This is a genomic window from Agrobacterium rubi TR3 = NBRC 13261 (assembly GCF_000739935.1).
Taxonomy (GTDB): Bacteria; Pseudomonadota; Alphaproteobacteria; order Rhizobiales; family Rhizobiaceae; genus Agrobacterium; species Agrobacterium rubi.
The window spans coordinates 1-21310 of sequence record NZ_BBJU01000016.1; the positions used below are offsets into that span (position 1 = coordinate 1).

Here is a 21310-nt window from a genome sequence, read left to right on the forward strand (position 1 = left end):
GGGGTATTGTAAAAAAATAGACATATTTTGTAAGATCATGATTTCGTAGATAAATTCGGATTTTTGATATTCAACGGCTTCGCTCTGCTCGCAAAAGCCCAGACTGGTCCTTGCCTCTAAAACGTGCGATAGGATGACCCATACTCTCCGGCGCGTTTGAGCCGGTTATCGCCTTATCGACAGAGATTGGACAATCGCGTGCGCGTTCTAGAAGAAGCCGTCATCCCCGAACTTCCACACTATTATCGCGGCAAGGTCCGCGAAAACTATGACTTGCCGGACGGCAACCGCATCATCATCTCGACCGATCGCCTCAGCGCTTTCGACCGCATTCTGACCTGCATTCCTTATAAGGGGCAGGTGCTGACGCAAACGGCGCGCTACTGGTTCGAGCAGACGAAAGATATTTGTCCAAACCATGTCGTCTCCTATCCCGATCCGAATGTGGTGATCGGCAAGCGACTGGATATTCTGCCCGTCGAGATTGTTGTGCGCGGATATCTGGCCGGCACGACGGGCACATCCATTCTGACGCTCTATAAGAAGGGCGAGCGCAACATGTATGGTGTCACGTTCCCGGATGGCATGAAAGACAATCAGGCTCTGCCTGAGCCGATCATCACGCCGACCAGCAAGGAATTCGATGGTGGCCATGACGAGCCGCTGACACCGGCCGAAATCATCGAAAAGGGATTGCTGACGCAGACGCAATGGGAAACGCTTTCCACCTATGCCTTAGCACTCTTCAAGCGCGGGCAGGATGTCGCGGCCAAGCAAGGTCTCATTCTGGTGGACACGAAGTATGAATTCGGCACCGATGAAAACGGCACCATCATTCTGGCTGACGAAATCCATACGCCCGATAGCAGCCGTTACTGGATGGCAGATACTTATGAGCAAGCTTTCCAGAACGGCACCCGTCCTCGCAGTTTCGACAAGGATTTCGTTCGCTCCTGGGTAGCCGAGCGCTGCGACCCCTATAAGGATGACATCCCCGAAATCCCTGGGGAACTCGTGCTCCAGACCTCGAAGGTGTATATAGAAGCGTTTGAACGCATTACCGGCGATGTTTTTCATCCGGACGATAGCGAAGCATCCGCGATTGACAGAGTTCGAAAGAATCTGGAGCCGTTTTTCCAGGGAGCGTGATTTTGACAAAAGCAACCGGACACATCTCACCGAAAAAAGAAGAACCCAGCGTGCGCAAACTACGCCCGCGCCGTTCGGCCGAGGAAACGCGTCGTGACATCCTCGCCATGACAGAGCGGTTGTTCCGCGCGCGCGGGTTTGGATCGGTGTCGATCGCCGACATTGCCGGCGCGCTCAACATGTCGCCTGCAAATGTGTTCAAGCATTTCCACTCCAAGAATGCGCTTGTCGATGCCATCTTCCTCCAGCAAATCCGCTTGCTGGAGCAGAAGCTCGACCCACTGGACGCGACGCACCCGCCATTTGAAAGACTGAGCCACCTGGCGCGCAGCTTGATGGAAAACCATCGCCGGGATCTGAACGACAATCCCTATATCTTCGAAATGATTTTGATGACGGCCAAAAGAGAGCTTGCTTGTGGTCGCTATTATGAGAATGTCATCACAGACCTTCTGGCCGCCATTATCACAGACGGAATAGCAGACGGCATTTATGCGCAGACAGATGTGGACGCATCGGCTCGCACCGCACTCATGGCCTTGACCAGTGTGCTGCACCCCGCGCTGATCGCCCACGAGGACGTCGACATTTTGGCAACACGAAGCCAGGAACTGGCTCGCCTCGTGGATTGTGCACTGCGGTATGGGATTGCCAAGTGACGATAAGGTCTATACGTCACCTCTTTCCGAAATGCCGCCTTGACGATCTGCGAGCCGATTGAACCCACTGGAGCAGAAATGCTCAGGCCCCGTTACAGCAGCATTAAATGCGACCGTGGAACATGAGAAAAACGATGAAAAGACGTCTAGCTCCTCTATTCACCATCTTGCTCATGGCAGGCGTCGTTGCCGGCTGCAGCGACAGCGACGAGGCCAAGAAGGCTCCGGCGCAAGGCAGCCAGCGGCCCCCTGCCCCGGTCAGTGTCGTTTCCATGAAAAAGAGCGACTATCCGCTCACGACATTGCTGCCCGGTCGCGCCGACGCCTTCCAGACAGCGGACATTCGTCCGCGTGTCGGCGGCATCATCAAGCAGATCGCCTTCAAGGAAGGCAGCTTCGTCAAAGCGGGCGATCTTCTCTACAAGATCGACGACGATACCTATCAGGCGTCCTTTGCGGAAGCGCAGGCATCTCTGGAGCGCGCGGAAGTCAGCGTTCCCGCAGCCGAAGCGAATTTGCAGCGCTATGAGCGCCTCGCCAATAGCGGCGCATCACAGAAAGAATTCGAAGATGCGCGCACGACGCTTCTTCAGGCGAGAGCCTCCGTTGCTCAGGCGCGCGCAACCTTGCAGACCGCCCAGATCAACCTGTCTTTGACCGAAGTGCGCGCACCCTTTGACGGCGTGACCTCTGCGACGAATTTCTCGATTGGAAACGTCGTCACCGCAAGCCAGACGGATTCTCTGGTCACGCTTCGCCAGATCAATCCGATCTACATCCAGCTGAACGAATCCAGTGTAAACCTTCTTCGTTTGCAGTCTGCGATCAAGGCTGGAAAGCTGGAGCGGAGCGACAACAGCGAAACGACGGACATTCGTTTGACGCTGGAAGACGGTTCGGAATATCCCGGCGTCGGCAAGCTCGACATGTCGGAAATGGCTGTCAGCACGACGACAGGCACCGTTTCCATCCGCACCCTGTTTGAAAATCCTGACAACACCATTCTGCCAGGCATGTATGTGCGTGCCACCATCACCGTCGGCAAGGAAATCGGTTACCTCATTCCGCAGCGCGCGGCCAGCCGGAACGCCAATGGCGAGCTGACCGCAAAATTCGTCACGGCCGAAAACAAGGTCGAGACCAGAACATTCCCCACAAGCCAGCTGTCCGGAAACAACTGGCTCGTCACAGAGAATGTTGCGGACGGAGACAAGCTGATCGCGGACGGATTTCAATGGATAGCCGACAATGCCGCCGTCAATCCCATACCGGTCGAAATCGATGAAAAGGGATCCATCATAGAAAAGCAGGGCGCTCAGGCTGCGCCAGCTCCCGCGCCGAAATCATGATGTCTGAAGACATGCTCGGCAACATCGTGATCAGGAACTAGATATGTCAAAATTTTTCATTCGGCGGCCGATCTTTGCTTGGGTCATTTCCATCGTCATCATGTTGGGTGGCGCATTGGCCATCAGTACCTTGTCGATTTCGCAATATCCTGAAATCGCGCCGCCCACGATCCGCATCAGCGCAAGTTACACGGGCGCCAGTGCCGATACGGTGCGCAAAACCGTCACGCAGATCATTGAAGACGGAATGACCGGCCTCGATGGGCTAACCTATATGAACTCGTCGTCCACGACGGGCTCGGCAAGCATCACGCTGACCTTCGACAATAGCGTCAATGGCGATATTGCGCAGGTTCAGGTCCAGAACAAGCTCCAGCTCGTCACCTCGCAGCTGCCAGCCGTGGTCCAGGATCTCGGCATCGAAGTCACCAAATCGACGTCGAGCATCCTGCTCGTCGGCGCGCTGGTTTCGACCGATGGAAAGCGTTCTTCAGCGGATCTTGGCGACATTTTCTCCACGCAGATCGAAGACCAGGTGAAACGTATCGAGGGTGTGGGCAATATCAATGCCTTCGGTTCGGCCTACGCGATGCGTATCTGGCTCGACCCTTTCAAGATGAAGAAATTCCAGCTGACGCCAGCCGATGTAACGGCAGCCATTCAGTCGCAAAATACGCAGGTTTCCGTTGGTTCGGTGGGCGGACTGCCTTCGCTGGAAGGTCAGCAGATCAACGTCACGATGACGGCACAAAGCCAGCTGACGACCGTTTCCGATTTCGAACGCATTATCCTCAAGGTCGATAACACCGCCGCCAATGTCCGGCTGAGCGACGTTGCGCGCGTTGAGATCGGCCAGGAAACCTATGCTTCCACGTCGCGCTCGAACCGTCAGCCTGCCTCCGGTTTCGCTGTGAACCTTGCGACGGGTGCCAACGCGCTCGATACGGCGGCTCTGGTCAAGGCAAAGCTGGAGCAGGTCGCCCCGACCCTGCCGCAGAACGTCAAGGTCATCTACCCCTATGATACGACACCGTTCGTTTCGCTCTCGATCGAAAAAGTCGCGCACACACTGATCGAAGCCATCGTTCTGGTGTTTGTCGTGCTCTTGGTTTTCCTTCAGAACCTGCGTGCCACGTTCATTCCAATGATCGCGGTTCCCGTGGTGCTTCTCGGTACCTTCGGCATTCTGGCGCTCACCGGATATTCGATCAACACGCTCACGATGTTTGCGATGGTCCTTGCCATCGGTCTTCTCGTCGATGATGCGATCGTCGTTGTTGAAAACGTCGAGCGCATCATGTCCGAGGAAGGGCTGAGCCCGCTAGAAGCAACCGAAAAGTCCATGGGCGAAATCACCGGCGCCATCGTCGGCATTGCGCTTGTTCTGACAGCGGTCTTCATTCCCATGGCCTTCTTCGGCGGCTCCACCGGTATCATCTACCGCCAGTTCTCCGTCACCATCGTGTCGGCCATGCTGCTGTCGGCTGTGGTGGCCATCGTGCTGACCCCGGCGCTTTGCGCAACGATGTTGAAGCCGATCGATCATAAAAAGAAGACCCGTGGCCCCGGCGCGTGGTTCAACCGTAACTTCGACCGCACCACCACGGGATATGTCAGCTCTATCGGCTATCTTCTGAAGCGGCCATTGCGTGTGCTTCTGATGTTCGCGATCGTCATGGGCGGATGCGCCTGGTTCTTCAGCCGTCTGCCATCGTCCTTCCTGCCGCAGGAAGACCAGGGCGTTCTGATGACGATCATCCAACTGCCGAACGGCTCCACCAGCGCGCAGACGGCAAAGGTCGTCGAAAAAGTCGAGAACTATTACCTCGACAAGGAAAAAGACGTCATCGACAGTATCTTTGCGGTGAACGGCTTCAGCTTTACCGGCAGTGGACAAAGCTATGCCCTCGTCTTTGCGAAGCTGAAGGATTTCGACCAGCGAACCGACCCGAACATGGCTGCCTCGGCGATTGTCCAGCGCGCGATGGGAACGTTTATGACCTTCCGCGAAGCACAGGTCTTCCCCATTCTGCCACCGGCCATTCAGGGCCTTGGCAACTCCAGTGGCTTCTCCATGTATCTCGTGGACAGTGGAAACCAGGGAAGTGACGCACTTGTCAGCGCATCGAAGCAACTCATCCAGACTGCAAACTCCAGCGGGATGATCACCGCGATGCGTGCCAACGACCGCGACCAGGAAAGTCAGGTCAAGCTTGAATTGGACCAGGAAAAGTTGGGCGCAATGGGCCTCAGCACCTCCGAAGTCAACTCCATGCTGACCACGATCTTTGCCGGCAGCCGTGTCAACGACTTCACGCTCAACAACAAGATCAAGAAGGTCTATGTGCAGTCTGATGCGCCCTACCGCATGCAGGCCGAGGACCTGAAATACTGGAACGCCCGAAATTCGGGCAACGAAATGGTGCCATTTACGTCGTTCACGACGGCAAAATGGGTGAACGGTCTACCATCCGTCTCTGCCTACAATGCCGCCAATGCGTTCTCGCTGGAAGGCTCGGCACCTCCAGGCGTCAGCTCCGGCGATGCCATGAACGAGGTGGAACGCATCGTGTCCCAGATGGATGGTGGATACTCGGTGGCCTGGACGGGATTGTCCTATCAGGAACGGCTCTCCGGATCTCAGGCACCCTTGCTTTACGCCCTGTCTGTTCTGATCGTCTTCCTGTGCCTTTCGGCGCTGTATGAAAGCTGGTCTATCCCCTTCTCCGTCATCATGGCTGTGCCCGTGGGCGTGTTGGGTGCTCTGCTTGCCGCCGATCTCTTCGGCCAGTCCAACGACGTCTACTTCAAGGTGGGCCTGTTGACGACCATCGGCCTTGCGGCGAAGAACGCGATCCTGATCGTGGAATTCGCCAAGGAACGGCAGGAGCATGGGTTAAGTCTGCTTGACGCGACACTCGAGGCTGCAAAGCTCAGACTGCGTCCGATCATCATGACCTCTCTCGCTTTCATCCTCGGCGTCGTTCCACTGGCCATTGCCAGCGGGGCGGGCTCTGCGGCACAGAATGCGATCGGTATCGGCGTTCTGGGTGGTATGCTTTCTGCAACACTCCTCGGAATTTTCTTCATTCCATCGTTTTTCGTCATGATTCGGCGCCTATCTAAACGTTAACAAACCAAAAACGTGCTAGCAAAACCGCAAGACGCTGTTAGAAATGTTGGCAATTGTGAACTGCATTTCTTCAGCCCACAGCAGCGCTCCGCTCGTTTTGACTGAGGTGCCACGTGCGCCAAATTAAATTGGGAAAATTTCATGCCGTCTATTCGTGTTACCCTTCCTCTCACGATGCTTCTGCTTTCCGGTTGCGTTGTCGGCCCCGATCACAAGGCACCCGAAGCACAGCTTCCGGTCAAATTTGCTGAAGGCGGAAAAACCAGCAATGGCGACGTTGCGACGGTTGCATGGTGGAACGCGTTTAACGATAGCCGCCTGAATGGCTATGTTTCGACGGGTCTTGCGCAGAACCTCACGGTTCTCCAGGCCATCGAGCGCATCAACCAGGCCCAGTCCCAGATTACCGTTGCGGGCGCAGGCGCTCTTCCAAGCCTGACGGGCTCCGGCAGCCACACGACATCGCAGACGAAGGGCAGTTTCCCATCGAACAGCTCCGCCGTTCAGAACGTCTCGGGCGGCGCGCTTGATGCATCCTGGCTGCTGGACCTTTTCGGCCAGTATCGCCGCGCCAAGGAAAGCGCCAGCGCTTCGCTGGACGCTGCATATTCCACGGCCGACGTTCAGCGTCTGACGCTGATCTCGTCCGTCGTCTCTGCCTATATCGACGTTCGCTACTATCAGGAGCGCCTGGCCATCGCCCGCGCCAACTTGAAGTCACGTCGCGAAACGCTTGACCTGACGAAGCTTCAGCTTGAAGCCGGCGCGGCGTCGCGCCTCGACGTCGTCCAGTCCGAAGGTCTTGTCAACTCGACGCTTGCAGACATGCCGGGTCTGGAAACCAGCTTCCGCCAGGCGGCTCACCGCATCGCAACGTTGCTGGGCATGCCGGCATCGTCGCTCGTTGTCGAATTGCAGCGCGGCGCGCGTCAGCCTGTTGCACGCAAGGCAGCGCTGACTGGCATTCCAGCCGACCTCATCCGCAATCGTCCCGACATTCGTGTGGCCGAGCGCAATCTGGCAGCGGCCGTCGCGGAAATCGGCGTTGCCGAATCGCGTCTCTACCCCAGCATCACGATCAGTGGTTCGATTTCGCCAAGCTACGTGAACCTTTCCAACAACGGTTCGCGCGGAACATCGAACTCCTGGTCCTTCGGCCCAAGCCTCGTGCTGCCGATCTTCGATGGTGGCAGCCTGCGCGCCAATGTCGATATCGCCAAGTCGTCTGCTCGCGAGCAGTATCTGGCCTGGAAGGAAACCGTGCTGAACGGTATCGAAGAAGTGGAAAACGCACTTGCCGCCGTCAACCGCGACAAGCAGACGGAAGATGCCCTTCGCAGAACCGTCAAGTCCTACCAGGAAGCGCTTTCGCTCGCGACAGCAAGCTACCGCGATGGCGCGTCCTCGCTGCTGGACGTTCTCGACGCACAGCGTCAGGTCTCCACGGCCCAGGCCAACCTGGCAACAGCGGTGCAGACAACAGCTCAGGACTATGTTCGGTTGAGCGTTGCTCTCGGCGGCGGTTATGCCGTTGGTGGGCCGACGGCATCGTCGAACACCGTCATGGTAGCCAACACACCCAAGGGCATGTAAGAGCGGCAGTCCACTTTTTACACGACATCAATCCCGCAACGCGAGTTGCGGGATTTTTTGTGCGCAAGGCAGCCAACGAAAAAAGCCCCGGATCACTCCGGGGCTTCTTCAAAACAACGATGGCTGCGAAAATCAGTTCTTCGCGCGCTCAACGTAGGAATTGTCTTCGGTCGCAACCACCACGCGGATACCAGCATCGATATGCGGCGGCACCATGGTGCGGATGCCGTTGGACAGGATAGCCGGCTTGTAGGAAGACGATGCCGTCTGACCCTTCACGACCGGTTCGGTCTCCATGATCTCAAGCGTCACATGGCGCGGCAGGATGACAGCCAGCGGCAGACCTTCATGGATAGACAGAACGCAGGTCATACCTTCCTGAAGATAGGCCTTCTGGTCGCCCATGGTTTCGACATCCACCACGACCTGATCGTAATTTTCCGGGTTCATGAAGTGGAAGCCTTCACCGTCTTCATACAGGAACTGGAAGTTCAGGTCTTCAACGAAGGCGCGCTCGACCTGCTCGGTGGTGCGCCAGCGTTCGGCAACCTTCACGCCATCCGAGATGCGGCGCATATCGACCTGCGTCACAGGGGTACCCTTGCCGGGGTGAAAGTTGTTGGCGTTGAGAACGACGTAAAGCTTGCCGTCGACATCGATGACATTGCCCTTGCGCACGGATGAGGCGATAACCTTGACCATATGATTTCCTTGTAACTCAATAAAATGCGTCGTAAAGGACCGAGCAGTGGCACTGACCCAATGGACGTTTTGTCTGTTTTCTGGGGCGCAACTACCTTAAATCCGTGGTAAATGCCAGCCTTCAAAAGCCTTGAACCAAAAACAGTGCAACGGTTTTCAAATAAATCGGCCCCAAGGCATGGGTTGGCATCGCAAAGAAAGCAACAGATGGCCTCAAACCTCGACACGACATCCCCATGGTGGATGCCGGATGTGCACCAGGATCGCCGCCCGTTTCTAATGGGGCGCAACGCGATCCAGGCCGCCATGCGCGGCTTTTTTGCAGCCCATGACTTTCTGGAAGTCGACACCGCCACGTTACAGGTATCGCCCGGCAACGAAGCCCATCTTCACGCTTTTGCGACGACCGGCATAACGACCAGCGGTTCACAGGCCCCGCTCTACTTGCACACATCACCGGAATTTGCCTGCAAGAAGCTTTTGGCTGCGGGCGAAAAGCGGATCAACTGTTTCGCGCATGTCTATCGCAACCGCGAGCGCGGACCGCTTCACCATCCCGAATTCACGATGCTGGAATGGTACCGCGTCGGTGAAACCTACGAAACCTTGATGCGTGACAGTGCCGATGTGCTGGCACTCGCAGCCGAAACGATGAAAACGAAGAGCTTCACCTATCGCGGGCACAGCGTCGATCCGTTTATCGAGCCGGAAAGGCTGAGCGTGGCGCAAGCCTTTAAGCGCTATGGCAATATCGATCTGCTGGCCACGATCGACACGGATGGCAAAACGGACCGCGATCATCTCGCTGCAAAGCTGAAGGAGGCCGGTATTCGCGTGGCGGATGACGATAGCTGGGCGGATTTATTCAGCCGCGTCATCGTGGAACGGGTCGAACCCAAACTCGGCTTCGGGCGCGCGACCATATTGGACGAGTACCCCACCAGCGAAGCCGCCCTTGCACGCCATTCATCAGGAGACAGCCGCGTTGCCGAACGCTTTGAGCTCTATGCCTGCGGCGTGGAACTGGCCAACGCTTTCGGTGAACTGACGGATGCAGCCGAGCAGCGGCGGCGTTTTGAGGCTGAAATGGCGGAGAAGCAACGCGTTTATGGCGAAACCTATCCGATAGACGAAGATTTTCTGGCAGCACTTCAGATCATGCCTGCGGCAAGCGGCATTGCGCTGGGGTTTGATCGGCTGGTGATGCTGGCAACAGGCGCACCCCGCATCGATCTCGTCATGTGGGCGCCGGTGACGAGTTACGGATCATGAGCACCCGCAGCTTGAAATCGGCAGAGGACCTGTTCGATGCCGGTCTTATCGACGGCTCGACGCTGGACCGTATTCGTCCCGTGGCGGAACGCTACGCCGTCGCCGTCACGCCAACTGTCGCCAATCTCATCGACAGACAAGACACGACCGATCCCATTGGATTGCAATTCCTGCCCAGTGACGCAGAGCTTTTGCAAACACCGGAAGAACGCGCCGATCCCATCAGCGACGAGGCGCACAGCCCGGTTCCCGGTATCGTCCATCGCTACCCGGATCGCGTTCTGTTGAAGGCCGTGCATATTTGCCCGGTCTATTGCCGCTTCTGCTTTCGTCGGGAAATGGTCGGCCCGCAGGGCAACGGCACGATGACGGGTGATGAATTGTCGGCAGCTCTTGCCTACATCTCGGCGCACGAAGACATCTGGGAAGTGATTCTCACCGGTGGCGATCCGCTTGTGCTTTCGCCGCGCCGATTGACGGCCATCATGGATGGCTTGAAGGCGATAGCGCATGTCAAAATCGTGCGGTTTCACACCCGCGTACCCGTTGTCGATCCCGGCCGCATCGATGCGGACTTGGTCGAAGCGCTGAAATCCAGCGGCAAGACGACCTATATCGCGCTTCACGCCAACCATCCGCGCGAATTGACGGTTGAGGCGCGAGCGGCCTGTGCTCGCCTCATCGACGCTGGCATTGCCATGGTCAGTCAATCGGTGCTGCTGAAGGGCATCAATGACGATCCGCGCGTTCTTGCCGATCTCATGCGCGCTTTCGTGGAAACGCGGGTAAAGCCCTATTATCTCCACCACCCGGACCTTGCACCAGGCACCAGCCATTTCCGGATGGAGATAGAGGAAGGGCAACGAATCGTTGCCGCCATGCGCGGACATATCTCCGGTCTGTGTCAGCCGACGTATGTGCTGGATATTCCCGGCGGCCATGGAAAAGCCGTCATAGGTCAGAATGCGGCGGCGAAACAGCCCGAGGGTTGCTACTCCATTTCCGATTTCAACGGCAACGTTCACACCTATCCGCCGCAGCCGGAATAGACAGAGCTAATAAGCAGGGCATATCAAAGCCTCGCTTCGGACGATACCAAAGAAACAAAAATTTCACAATTCCGCCCCTGTCCTGTCATCATAAAGAAAAATATTCTACCTATATTGAAAATCATTGATTACGCCGCGAATCTGGAGTATCAGTGATTCCGCTGGAGACGTTGTTTCTGGCGCTCTGGATTCACACCAAAACAGGGAGAGTGACATGTCAAATATGAAACGCATCGCCGCGATCCTTGATCAGCGGTTTGTGAGTGCCGGTCACACATCCATGTGTTCCCGCTGCTGTCGAATGTGACCTAACGGTCCACCCATCTTCAAAAATTCGATTCGACGAAATGCTGTGTGCCAAGCCACAGCGGGAGTATGTATGATGCAAAAGCAAGTTATTGAATTCGCTGGTGAACCCGTGGGCATCGTTGTCCCTGACAACAACCGTCTCAAGTTCATTGCCGTCAAATATCACGTTCACGATCTTGACGAGCAACGCTTTGACAGCGCCGACGACGTGCGGCTTGCCATTCGCAATCTGGTGCGCAACCGCAATGTCGCAGCGCTGGTGTGAAGACCTTGAATGAAGGCGTTCCCTCTGCACGGGACAACGCCTTTCCAGCCTGAAGACTGCGCTTAGAACGCCGTGAATGTCAGCGTCGTCAAAGACCGCACAATGCCTGGAATATTGACGATGTTTTCGTTGATAAATTTGCCGACATCTTCCTCCGGCGACAGATAAATCTTCAAGAGAAGATCATACTCCCCACTCGTGGAATAAAGCTCGGAAACCAGTTCCGTTTTATAAATGGCATCGGCAACGTCGTATGTCTTGCCGGGCGTGCATTGAAGCTGAACAAAAATGGGCTTCATGATCTTTTTCCCGTCACGAATTGAGATAAGCGCAACTGGCAGACCGCCCTTGCGCGTCGTGCCGCACTATTGTCCCAGCCGCGCGCGTGTTTCAAGCCTGTTTGCATATCTTAGGTGTGACGCCACATTCCGGTCAGGCATGACATGATGACGATATGTCGGTATTCTCCCGCGCAAGGCAGGACTAAGCTGCCCGCATTATGCGTGACGGACATCGGCTCGGCCGACAGACGGCGCACATGCCCTCCGCATCCTTGGGTGATCTCGATGTACAATGATCCACGCTCGCACGGCCTTTGGGAAAAAACCGCGCCGACACCGCCCGTCACCTTAGCGCTCGAAAGCCATGAGAAGGCCGATGTCGTGGTCGTGGGCGGTGGCTTTACCGGCCTTTCCGCAGCCCTGCATCTGGCGGAGCGTGGCATCAAGGTCATCGTTGTCGAAGGCAAGGAGATCGGCTTTGGCGGCGCGGGTCGCAATGTCGGCCTCATCAATGGCGGCATGTGGGTCATGCCCAAAGAGCTGCCAAATGTTTTGGGCCCCATCTATGGCGAGCGCCTGCTCGATCTTCTCGGCAACGCACCTTTTCTGGTGCGCGAGATCATCGAAAAACATCAGATCGAATGCCAGCTTGAAAAGAACGGCACGCTCCACTGCGCCGTAGGCGAAAAGGGACTGGTCGAAATCCGCGAACGTTGCGCGCAGTGGGCCGCACGCGGCGCGCCTGTCAGGGTTCTCGACGCACAGGAAACCGCAGACCGCATAGGCTCTTCAGCCTATAGCGGCGCCTTGCTGGATGAACGTGCGGGCACGCTGCAACCGCTCGCCTATGTACGCGGCCTTGCAAAGGCGGCACAAAACGCAGGGGCCACAATCTATACCTCCAGCCCTGTCATCGACAGCCAGGCGGATGGCGACGGGTGGGTGGTCAAGACGGCCAGTGGCTCTGTGCGCTCAGACTGGATCATCGTCGCCACGGAGGCCTACAGCACCGGACCGTGGAAAATCATGCGCGAAGAGCAGGTCTATCTGCCCTATTTCAACGTCGCGACCAGACCGCTGGGCGACAACGTCAGAAAAACCATTCTGCCGAACCGCGAAGGCTGCTGGGACACGAACGAAATCCTCTCCTCCTTCCGCATGGACCAGGCGGGACGCCTCATCTTCGGCAGCGTCGGCGCATTGCGCAACACGGGTGCCGCCGTTCATCCTGCATGGGCCAAACGTGCGATGAAGCGGCTGTTCCCGCAATTGGGCGAGATCGAATTCGAATGTGAATGGTACGGCCAGATCGGCATGACCGACGATTCCGTACCCCGCTTCCACAAATTCGCAAAAAACGTCGTCGGCTTTTGCGGCTATAACGGTCGCGGCATTGCGCCGGGAACGGTTTTCGGCAAAACGCTGGCTGCCCACGTGGCAGGCGATATCACCGAAGACGCCATGCCGCTGCCGATCACGGACCCAAAAGCCCGCAGCGTCCTCGCGCTGAGAGAAGCCTACTACGAAGCAGGCGCGCAAATCGCGCATTTGGCAAGTGAGCGCATCTGAACACCTGCGGATTGAGGCTCAAGCGAGCGTCGTATCCACCGCGCATCGTTATATTCTTGAAAATATAAAGTCCACCATCTACACAGTTCGATATATTCGTCAGGATATGTCGCTAAAAGGGGTCCAAAGGGCATGGGAATTCTTCGTCGCACTCTTATCAGAACCACTCTTGCAGCCATTGTCGGCTCCGTGGTGGCAACCATTGGCCTGTCGGCATCGGCATTTGCGCAGGACAAGGTCACCGTTTTCGCCGCCGCCAGCATGAAGAACGCGCTTGATGCGGCCAATGCCGAATGGGCCAAAGAAACCAGCAATGAGGCCACGGTGTCCTACGCGGCCAGCTCGGCACTGGCGAAACAGATCGAAGCGGGTGCGCCTGCCGATCTCTTCATCTCGGCTGACCTTGCATGGATGGATTATGTCGCGGGCAAAAAGCTGATCAAGGACGACACACGCACCGACCTGCTCGGCAACCGTCTGGTGCTGGTCGCGCCTGCCGATAAGGCGACGCCTGTCGACATCAAACAGGGCTTCGACCTTGCAAAGCTGGTGGGTGACGGCAAGCTGGCCATGGGTGCGGTCGATAGCGTTCCGGCTGGAAAATACGGCAAGGCCGCGCTGGAAAAGCTCGGCGTCTGGTCTTCCGTGGAAGCCAAGGTTGCGGGTGCGGAAAGCGTTCGTGCAGCGCTGGTTCTCGTGTCTCGCGGCGAGGCCCCTTATGGCATCGTCTACCAGACCGATGCTGCCGCCGACCCGGGCGTGAAGATCGTCGGCACTTTCCCGCAGGACAGCCATGAGCCGATCATCTATCCGGTTGCCATCCTGTCGGAATCCAAAAGCCCGGCAGCGGCTGCCTATCTCGAATTCCTGAAATCGGCCAAGGCCGCTCCCTTCTTTGAAAAGCAGGGCTTTACCATTCTGAAGTAAGATCGGCTTTCACGATCCTCATGGCTCCGGCAATCTTCGGTGCCACCACATCTCAGCGGGAATGGCGTATTGGACTGGCTCACCCTCAGCGCGGAAGAATGGACGGCGATACGCCTGAGCCTCTGGGTGTCCAGCATCGCCATGTTTGCGAGCCTTCCCTTCGGCATCTTGATCGCGCTTGCACTGGCACGCGGTCAATTCTGGGGCAAATCGCTGCTCAACGGCATCGTGCACCTGCCGCTCATCCTACCTCCTGTTGTCACCGGCTTCATCCTTCTGGTCACCTTTGGACGCCGAGGCGTGATCGGACAGTTTCTCGATCAGTATTTCGGCATCGTTTTCTCCTTCCGCTGGACGGGCGCAGCCTTGGCATGCGCCATCATGGCCTTTCCGCTGATGGTACGCTCCATCCGGCTTTCGATCGAAGCGGTGGATCGCAAGCTTGAGGAAGCGGCAGGCACACTGGGCGCGAGCCCGCTCTGGGTGTTCCTGACCGTCACCCTGCCGCTGACTTTGCCCGGCATCATTGCCGGTATGATCCTCGCTTTCGCAAAGGCCATGGGGGAATTCGGCGCGACGATTACCTTCGTGTCGAACATTCCCGGCGAAACGCAGACCCTGTCGGCAGCCATCTATACCTTCACCCAAGTTCCGGGCGGTGATGCGGGCGCGATGCGGCTGACGCTGGTTGCCATCGCCATTTCCATGCTCGCCCTGCTGACGTCGGAATATCTGGCGCGCATCGTCAGCAAAAGGGTGAATGCGCAATGACGCTGACACTCACTGTCAAACACCGACTGGGTGCCTTCACGCTGGACGCGAACCTCATCGCAGGGAAAGGCGTGACCGCCCTGTTCGGACGTTCCGGCTCCGGCAAAACCTCCGTTATCCGCATCATTACCGGACTGACGAAACCCGATCATGGCACATTGATCCTCGATGGAACTGTACTGGCCGATAGCGCCAAACGGCTCTTCACCCCCTGCCACGAACGCCGCTTCGGCACCGTCTTTCAGGAAGCACGCCTGTTTCCGCATCTCACTGTCGAGCAGAACCTGCATTATGGCCGCTGGTTCTCTGGCAAAACCGGCGCACCGACGGAAAGCACAAAAATTATCGAGATGCTCGGCATTGGAGACCTGCTGAAGCGCCGCCCGGAAAAACTCTCCGGCGGTGAAAAACAGCGCGTGGCGATTGGCCGTGCGCTTCTGTCATCGCCGCGCTTGCTGTTGATGGATGAACCGCTGGCCGCACTCGATGAGGCACGCAAGGCGGAAATCATTCCCTATCTGGAACGGCTACGAGACGAGACGAAGATTCCGATCATCTATGTCAGCCACTCCATCAGCGAGGTATCGCGCCTTGCGGACCAGATTGTGGTGATGAAGGACGGCAGGATAGAGGTCGCAGGTCCGGCAGCGGACATCCTGTCGCGCGCCGCTTTCACCGCGCAACTGGAGCGCCGAGAAGTCGGTAGCATTCTATCTGGCAGTGTTGAGGATTTCGATTCTAAGCACGGGCTTGCCACAATCAGGCTGGACAAGGTGGCGTTACAGGTTCCCGCATCAGCAGCGAGGGTCGGACACCACGTTCGCGTCCACATTCCCGCTCGCGACGTAATGCTGGCGACAGTGAAGCCTCAAGGTCTAAGCGCGCTCAATATTCTAGAAGGCCGTATCGCAGACATCGTGCTGTCGGAGGATGGCATGGCCATGGTTCAGGTCGATTGCGGTGGCGATATCATCGCGTCACGCATTACGAGGCTGTCGGTCGAACGCTTGGCGCTGGAACCGAGGCAGCCGATCTTTGCCATCATCAAATCGGCAGCACTCGATCCTTACTGACCGGAGTTTCTATTGGCCTCAAGCCAGTCGAGATCGGCTTTTAGGGCATCCTTAAGGCGCTGGTCCATGGCGCGATAGCGTTCGAGCAGTTCCTGCCCGAAGACGGTCAAGCTTGCCCCGCCGCCCTGGCTGCCGCCGCGCTGGGATTCGATCACCGGTTCCTTGAACATATGGTTCAGCGCATCCACCAACAGCCATGCCCGGCGATAGGACATATCCATGGCCCGCCCGGCAGCGGAAATCGAGCCGGTCGAGGCGATCAGTTCCATCAACTGGATTTTTCCCCGTCCAAGTCTATCACTTGGCGGAAAATCGATCCGCAAAACCGTTTTAAGTGGCAACTTCGATTTTTGATCACTCATTCGGCACCCGCACCGAAGTAATCTTGCCAGGATTTTTGCGCACCTGCATGCGGCAAGGCCGTCGCTTCGTAAACGCCGCGGGCAATGGCACGACTGACGACCATGCTTGCAAGATGGCAGAGCTCGGCAAAGTCGCTTACGGCACTCATTGGCCTTTGGCAGGTTGCAGCTGCAAACATCGTGTCACCATCACTGGCGAGATGCGACGGCAAAATGGCGCGGGCAAGCCCGCCATGCGCCATGATCGAAAGCCGGTGCGCTTGTGCTTTCGTCAGTACGGCATCCGTCACCACCGCCCCAATCGTCGTTGCCGTCAGCGTCACCCCCTTGATGCGCATGGCCGTGTCGGCGGGTGAAAATTGCACTGGCAATCCGAGCCCGCCAAATTCTCTGTCGCGCTCGAAGGGGGCGGCCCAGAAATAACGGCTGTTTCCCACCGTCGCGGAGCCCAAAGCGTTGACGGCGACAATCGCCGCAACCTTATGACCGCCCGAGGTTACGGCACTGGCAGAACCAAGCCCGCCTTTGAAAGTCGCGGTCGTCGCGCCGGTGCCAGCCCCGACGCTACCGAGCGCAAACGGCTGGTGAGTTGCGGCCTTGAAGGCGCCATAACCCATTTCACGATACGGCGAATGCAGGCCCCAATCCTTGTTGCCGCCATTCAGCAAATCCATCAGGATCGCCTGCGGCACGATGGGAACGCGGGTCGAGCCGACAGCAAGACCACGCCCGATGTCGCGAAGCCCGGACTGCACACCGCCCGCCGCATCCAGACCGAAGGCAGAACCACCCGACAGCACGAAGGCATCGACCACCTCCACCGTCATCGCGGGATCGAGCAGCGCCGTGTCCCGCCCGCCCGGTGCACCGCCAAGAACCGAACCGGAGGCGATGGCCGGTTCGTCAAAGACGATGGCGGTGACGCCCGATCCGAGTTGGAGATCGGTGGCATGACCGACAGCCACACCGTCGATGTCGGTCAGCAGATTGTGCATGTCTGGGTCCCTCTTGAGGCTCATCCCTGCCGGTATCCCGCCCTCACCTCATCTTGTCAACGGCTCAGGAAAACACCGCCGTGCCGATAACGGGCGTGGATGGCACCGCCATGTCGCGCGGCTCCAGCATGCCGGAGAGATAGGCTTCGCGCCCAGCCGTCACCGCTTTCGCAAAGGCACCCGCCATGATGACGGGATTACCGGCACCCGCTACCGCCGTGTTGAGCAGCACGGCATCGTAACCCAACTCCATGACAGTCGCTGCATGGGATGGTCGTCCAAGACCGGCATCGACAATTATCAGCACACCAGGGAAATGGGCGCGCATGGAGCGCAGAGCGGTAATGTTCAGCGGACCCATGGCGCTGCCGATGGGCGCGCACCAAGGCATCAGCACTTTGCAACCCGCATCCACCAGCTTTTCCGCCACCACCAGATCGTCGGTCGTATAGGGAAAAACCTCGAAACCGTCATCGCTCAGAATGCGGGCAGCTTCCACCAGCGCAAAAACATCGGGCTGAAGCGTATCGTGATTGCCGATCACCTCCAGCTTGATCCAATTGGTCTTGAACACCTCCCGCGCCATCTTGGCCGTCAGCACCGCTTCCTTGGCGGTGTGGCAACCGGCGGTGTTGGGCAAAATGTTTCGGTCCAGCTCGCGGATGAGTTCGAAAAACTGCCCGCCGGTCTTTCCGCCCGCCGTTTCGCGTCGCAGCGAAATCGTCAGAATATCGGTTTTGCTCGCGCGCACGGCATCCGCCAGCACGGCAGGAGAAGGATACCGCGCAGTCCCGAGCAGCAGCCGCGATCCGACCTCGCGTCCATACAGTGTCAACATCGCCTATCCTCCCTGCATGGGTGACAGAACTTCGATCCTGTCGAATTCCTTCAGCCGAAAATCATCGCGGTCCTGCGCATGGACGAGATCGCCATTGACCGCTGTTGCCAGCCACTCGCCCTCGTATTCCAGAGCGGTCAGCAGGTGCGAAAGCCTGTCGGTCACAAGATCATGCTCTTGCCCGTTGACGAGAATTTTCATGGGAAACCTCCTTGGAAATGATGATATCTGCGGCCTGCCGCGCCATGGCTGGCGACAGCAGAAATCCGTGCCGATGGGCGCCATTGATGAAGAGCGTGCCGTCCTCTTCGCGAATGCTGGGCAGATTATCGGCAAAGGCGGGACGGATGCCGGTGCCGGTGTCGATGATCTGCGCCTCCCCGAAAGCGGGGTGCAGAGCATAGGCCGCATTCAGCAGCTCCATCATCGAACGTGCCGTAATCGGCCCCGCCTCATCCGTTTCGATCATCGTCGCACCCACCATGTATCGCCCCGCTTCACGCGGCACGATGTAAAGCGGAATGCGCGGGTGAAGCAGCCGCACGGGACGGGATAGTTTCACCTCATCGGTCGAAAGATGAAGCATCTCGCCACGCACGCCGCGAAGTCCGGCAAGCTTGCCGGTCTGTGCCGCGCCCGTGCAATCGACGACGTGATCGAATTCACTTTCATCCATCGCCTCAGCGCCGAAGTGAAAGTGGACACCCATCGAAACAAGACGCTCATAAAGTGTCAGGAGCGCCAGTCGCGGATCGAGATGCCCCTCGCCCTCGAAGAACAGCCCGGTCCGGAAACGTCCGGCAAGATCGGGCTCAAGCGCCGCAATCTCGTCCTCATCCACCCAGCGATAGCCTGATGTGCGAGAGGCAAAGCGTGAAAGTTCTGCCTTGTCCCGCGCTGGGGCCACAACCAGTGTACCGTTGCGCTTCACCAGCATCGGCGTCGCCTCGTCCCACCAGTCTAGCGCCGACTGGCCAAGGTTCAGCACAGCTTCATCGGCGCTTTCACGTTCGCACCAAGGTGCCAGCATGCCGCCTGCAAACCAGGACGCACCGCGCCCCGGTTGCTTGGCGAGATCGCAAACCGCGACCCCCATTCCATGTCGGGCAAGCTCAAGAGCAGCCGTCAAACCGGCAACGCCTGCCCCTTTGATGAGAATGCGCATCTCATTCCCCCGCGACCGGCTTTTCCAAGGGCATATAGAGATCGCCACCCTGCTGGAATTTCTGCGCCATCGCCTCAAGACCTTCCTTCTGCGCCTCGGCGCGGATGTCGTGCGAGATGCGCATGGAGCAGAATTTCGGTCCGCACATGGAGCAGAAATGCGCGACCTTATGTGCCTCCTTCGGCAAGGTCTCGTCGTGGAAGGACCGCGCCGTTTCCGGGTCGAGCGACAGGTTGAACTGATCTTCCCAGCGGAACTCGAACCGCGCGCGCGACAGCGCATTGTCGCGGATTTGTGCTGCCGGATGCCCCTTGGCGAGATCAGCAGCGTGGGCGGCAATCTTGTAGGTGATGACGCCGACCTTCACGTCGTTGCGATCCGGCAGGCCCAGATGCTCCTTCGGCGTGACATAACAAAGCATGGCCGTGCCGAACCAGCCGATCATCGCAGCCCCGATGCCTGACGTGATGTGGTCGTAGCCGGGCGCTATGTCAGTCGTCAGCGGCCCCAGCGTATAGAAAGGCGCTTCGCCGCAGACCTTCAGCTGCTTGTCCATGTTTTCCTTGATCTTGTGCATCGGCACATGGCCGGGGCCTTCGATCATGACCTGACAATCCTTGGCCCAGGCGATCTGCGTCAGTTCACCCAACGTCTCAAGTTCTGCAAATTGCGCCGCATCATTGGCATCGGCGATCGAGCCGGGGCGAAGACCATCGCCAAGCGAGAAGGACACATCATAGGCACGGCAGATGTCGCAAATCTCCTCGAAATGCTCGTAGAGGAAGGATTCCTTGTGGTGATGAAGACACCACTTCGCCATGATCGATCCACCGCGCGAGACGATGCCCGTGACGCGATTGACGGTCAGCGGAATGTAATGCAGCCGCACGCCGGCATGGATGGTAAAGTAGTCCACGCCCTGCTCGGCCTGCTCGATCAGCGTATCGCGGAACACTTCCCAGGTCAGGTCTTCGGCAATGCCGTTCACTTTTTCCAGCGCCTGATAGAGCGGAACGGTTCCAATCGGCACCGGCGAATTGCGGATGATCCATTCGCGGATATTGTGAATGTTACGACCGGTGGACAGATCCATGACCGTATCGCCACCCCAGCGGATAGCCCAGACCATCTTGTCGACCTCATCCGCCATTGATGAGGTGACCGCCGAATTGCCGATATTGGCGTTGATCTTGACGAGGAAATTGCGACCGATGATCATAGGCTCGGCTTCGGGATGGTTGATATTGGCGGGGATGATCGCCCTGCCCGCCGCCACTTCCTGGCGCACGAATTCCGCCGTGACGAGATCTGGAATATTGGCCCCAAAACTTTCGCCATCGCGCACCAGCTTTTCCTTCGCCGCCTCGCGGCCGAGGTTTTCGCGGATGGCGATGAATTCCATTTCCGGGGTGATGATGCCAGCGCGCGCATAGGCTAGCTGCGTCACCGCATTACCATCTCTCGCTTTCAGTGGCTGGTGGCGCAGTGGAAATTCCGGCGTCAGGCGTTCGCCCGTCGCAAAACCATTATCCTCCGGTTTGACGTGGCGACCATCGTAAGCCTCCACATCGCCGCGCGCGACAACCCAGTCGTGGCGCAGGCGCGGCAGACCGCCTTCGATGCTGACGGCATGGGTGGGGTCGGTATAGGGACCTGAGGAATCATAGACCGTAACAGGTGGTTCGCCAGCGGTGGAATGCACGGCGATTTCGCGCATGGGCACGCGGATGTGAGGGTGAATGATGCCGGGCTTGTAGACCTTGGTCGAAGCGGGCAGCGGACCTGTGGTGACGACAGGGGAGAGATTTTTAGCGGCAATGTTCATCGTGAGGCTCCAAAGCAAAAACAG

General features: G+C 57.9%; 20 protein-coding genes. 12 read left to right on the top strand and 8 right to left on the bottom strand.

Going from position 1 to position 21310, the window contains the following annotated elements:
• Positions 1-198: 198 nt before the first annotated feature.
• From RRU01S_RS13430 to RRU01S_RS13450, 5 genes are all read left to right on the top strand, one after another.
• A complete protein-coding gene (locus RRU01S_RS13430) occupies positions 199-1149 on the top strand; it encodes a phosphoribosylaminoimidazolesuccinocarboxamide synthase (RefSeq protein ID WP_045230926.1) in 951 nt (316 codons plus the stop codon).
• A gap of 2 nt (positions 1150-1151) precedes the next feature.
• Entirely contained in the window at positions 1152-1808 is a 657-nt protein-coding gene (locus RRU01S_RS13435) for a TetR/AcrR family transcriptional regulator (RefSeq protein WP_234901957.1), read from the top strand.
• A 134-nt stretch (positions 1809-1942) separates the two neighbouring features.
• Positions 1943-3157 carry an efflux RND transporter periplasmic adaptor subunit gene (locus tag RRU01S_RS13440; RefSeq protein ID WP_045230797.1) on the top strand — a complete coding sequence of 405 codons (1215 nt, stop codon included), beginning with the start codon at positions 1943-1945 and terminating at the stop codon, positions 3155-3157.
• A gap of 43 nt (positions 3158-3200) precedes the next feature.
• Positions 3201-6290 (top strand): efflux RND transporter permease subunit, encoded by a 3090-nt coding sequence (locus tag RRU01S_RS13445; RefSeq protein WP_045230798.1) that lies wholly within the window; start codon positions 3201-3203, stop codon positions 6288-6290.
• Positions 6291-6431: 141 nt separating this feature from the next.
• Positions 6432-7883, top strand: coding sequence for an efflux transporter outer membrane subunit (locus tag RRU01S_RS13450; protein ID WP_045230799.1), 1452 nt, complete (start codon positions 6432-6434; stop codon positions 7881-7883).
• 132 nt (positions 7884-8015) lie between these two features.
• Here the strand turns inward: RRU01S_RS13450 and efp are convergent, their stop codons facing one another.
• On the bottom strand, positions 8016-8585 hold the full coding sequence (gene efp, locus RRU01S_RS13455) for an elongation factor P (protein WP_045230800.1): 570 nt from the start codon (positions 8583-8585) through the stop codon (positions 8016-8018).
• A gap of 207 nt (positions 8586-8792) precedes the next feature.
• Between efp and epmA the strand changes: the two genes are divergently transcribed.
• The 3 genes from epmA (at position 8793) to RRU01S_RS13470 (ending at position 11480) form a co-directional block, all read left to right on the top strand.
• The gene (gene epmA, locus RRU01S_RS13460; protein WP_045230927.1) at positions 8793-9857 is read left to right on the top strand and encodes an EF-P lysine aminoacylase EpmA; all 1065 of its coding nucleotides are present in this window, start codon (positions 8793-8795) and stop codon (positions 9855-9857) included.
• The gene (locus RRU01S_RS13465; RefSeq protein ID WP_045230801.1) at positions 9854-10906 is read left to right on the top strand and encodes a lysine-2,3-aminomutase-like protein; all 1053 of its coding nucleotides are present in this window, start codon (positions 9854-9856) and stop codon (positions 10904-10906) included. The genes epmA and RRU01S_RS13465 overlap by 4 nt, the downstream gene beginning before the upstream one ends.
• A 382-nt stretch (positions 10907-11288) precedes the next feature.
• Entirely contained in the window at positions 11289-11480 is a 192-nt protein-coding gene (locus RRU01S_RS13470; protein WP_045230928.1) for a hypothetical protein, read from the top strand.
• A gap of 62 nt (positions 11481-11542) precedes the next feature.
• Here RRU01S_RS13470 and RRU01S_RS13475 read toward each other — a convergent pair whose 3' ends face one another.
• Complete coding sequence (locus RRU01S_RS13475) at positions 11543-11779, bottom strand: Lrp/AsnC family transcriptional regulator (protein ID WP_045230802.1); 237 nt, start codon at positions 11777-11779, stop codon at positions 11543-11545.
• Positions 11780-12046: 267 nt separating this feature from the next.
• On the opposite strand from RRU01S_RS13475, the gene RRU01S_RS13480 reads away from it, so the two are divergent.
• From RRU01S_RS13480 to modC, 4 genes are all read left to right on the top strand, one after another.
• Positions 12047-13330 carry an NAD(P)/FAD-dependent oxidoreductase gene (locus RRU01S_RS13480; protein ID WP_045230803.1) on the top strand — a complete coding sequence of 428 codons (1284 nt, stop codon included), beginning with the start codon at positions 12047-12049 and terminating at the stop codon, positions 13328-13330.
• A gap of 132 nt (positions 13331-13462) precedes the next feature.
• The gene (modA, locus tag RRU01S_RS13485) at positions 13463-14257 is read left to right on the top strand and encodes a molybdate ABC transporter substrate-binding protein (RefSeq protein WP_045230804.1); all 795 of its coding nucleotides are present in this window, start codon (positions 13463-13465) and stop codon (positions 14255-14257) included.
• A gap of 69 nt (positions 14258-14326) precedes the next feature.
• Positions 14327-15028 carry a molybdate ABC transporter permease subunit gene (gene modB / locus RRU01S_RS13490; protein ID WP_045230805.1) on the top strand — a complete coding sequence of 234 codons (702 nt, stop codon included), beginning with the start codon at positions 14327-14329 and terminating at the stop codon, positions 15026-15028.
• Positions 15025-16101 (top strand): molybdenum ABC transporter ATP-binding protein, encoded by a 1077-nt coding sequence (modC, locus tag RRU01S_RS13495; protein WP_045230806.1) that lies wholly within the window; start codon positions 15025-15027, stop codon positions 16099-16101. The genes modB and modC overlap by 4 nt, the downstream gene beginning before the upstream one ends.
• Here modC and RRU01S_RS13500 read toward each other — a convergent pair.
• From RRU01S_RS13500 to thiC, 6 genes are read right to left on the bottom strand one after another with little or no spacing between them, the layout of a single operon-like run.
• The gene (locus RRU01S_RS13500; RefSeq protein WP_045230807.1) at positions 16095-16463 is read right to left on the bottom strand and encodes a winged helix-turn-helix domain-containing protein; all 369 of its coding nucleotides are present in this window, start codon (positions 16461-16463) and stop codon (positions 16095-16097) included. The genes modC and RRU01S_RS13500 overlap by 7 nt on opposite strands.
• Complete coding sequence (locus RRU01S_RS13505) at positions 16460-17482, bottom strand: P1 family peptidase (protein ID WP_234936152.1); 1023 nt, start codon at positions 17480-17482, stop codon at positions 16460-16462. The genes RRU01S_RS13500 and RRU01S_RS13505 overlap by 4 nt, the downstream gene beginning before the upstream one ends.
• A 40-nt stretch (positions 17483-17522) precedes the next feature.
• Positions 17523-18296: a thiazole synthase gene (locus tag RRU01S_RS13510; RefSeq protein ID WP_045230809.1), complete on the bottom strand. Its 774-nt coding sequence runs from the start codon at positions 18294-18296 to the stop codon at positions 17523-17525.
• Positions 18297-18299: 3 nt separating this feature from the next.
• The gene (gene thiS / locus RRU01S_RS13515; RefSeq protein ID WP_045230810.1) at positions 18300-18497 is read right to left on the bottom strand and encodes a sulfur carrier protein ThiS; all 198 of its coding nucleotides are present in this window, start codon (positions 18495-18497) and stop codon (positions 18300-18302) included.
• Complete coding sequence (thiO, locus tag RRU01S_RS13520; RefSeq protein ID WP_045230811.1) at positions 18466-19461, bottom strand: glycine oxidase ThiO; 996 nt, start codon at positions 19459-19461, stop codon at positions 18466-18468. The genes thiS and thiO overlap by 32 nt, the downstream gene beginning before the upstream one ends.
• A gap of 1 nt (position 19462) precedes the next feature.
• A complete protein-coding gene (thiC, locus tag RRU01S_RS13525) occupies positions 19463-21286 on the bottom strand; it encodes a phosphomethylpyrimidine synthase ThiC (protein WP_045230812.1) in 1824 nt (607 codons plus the stop codon).
• Positions 21287-21310 lie beyond the last annotated feature (24 nt).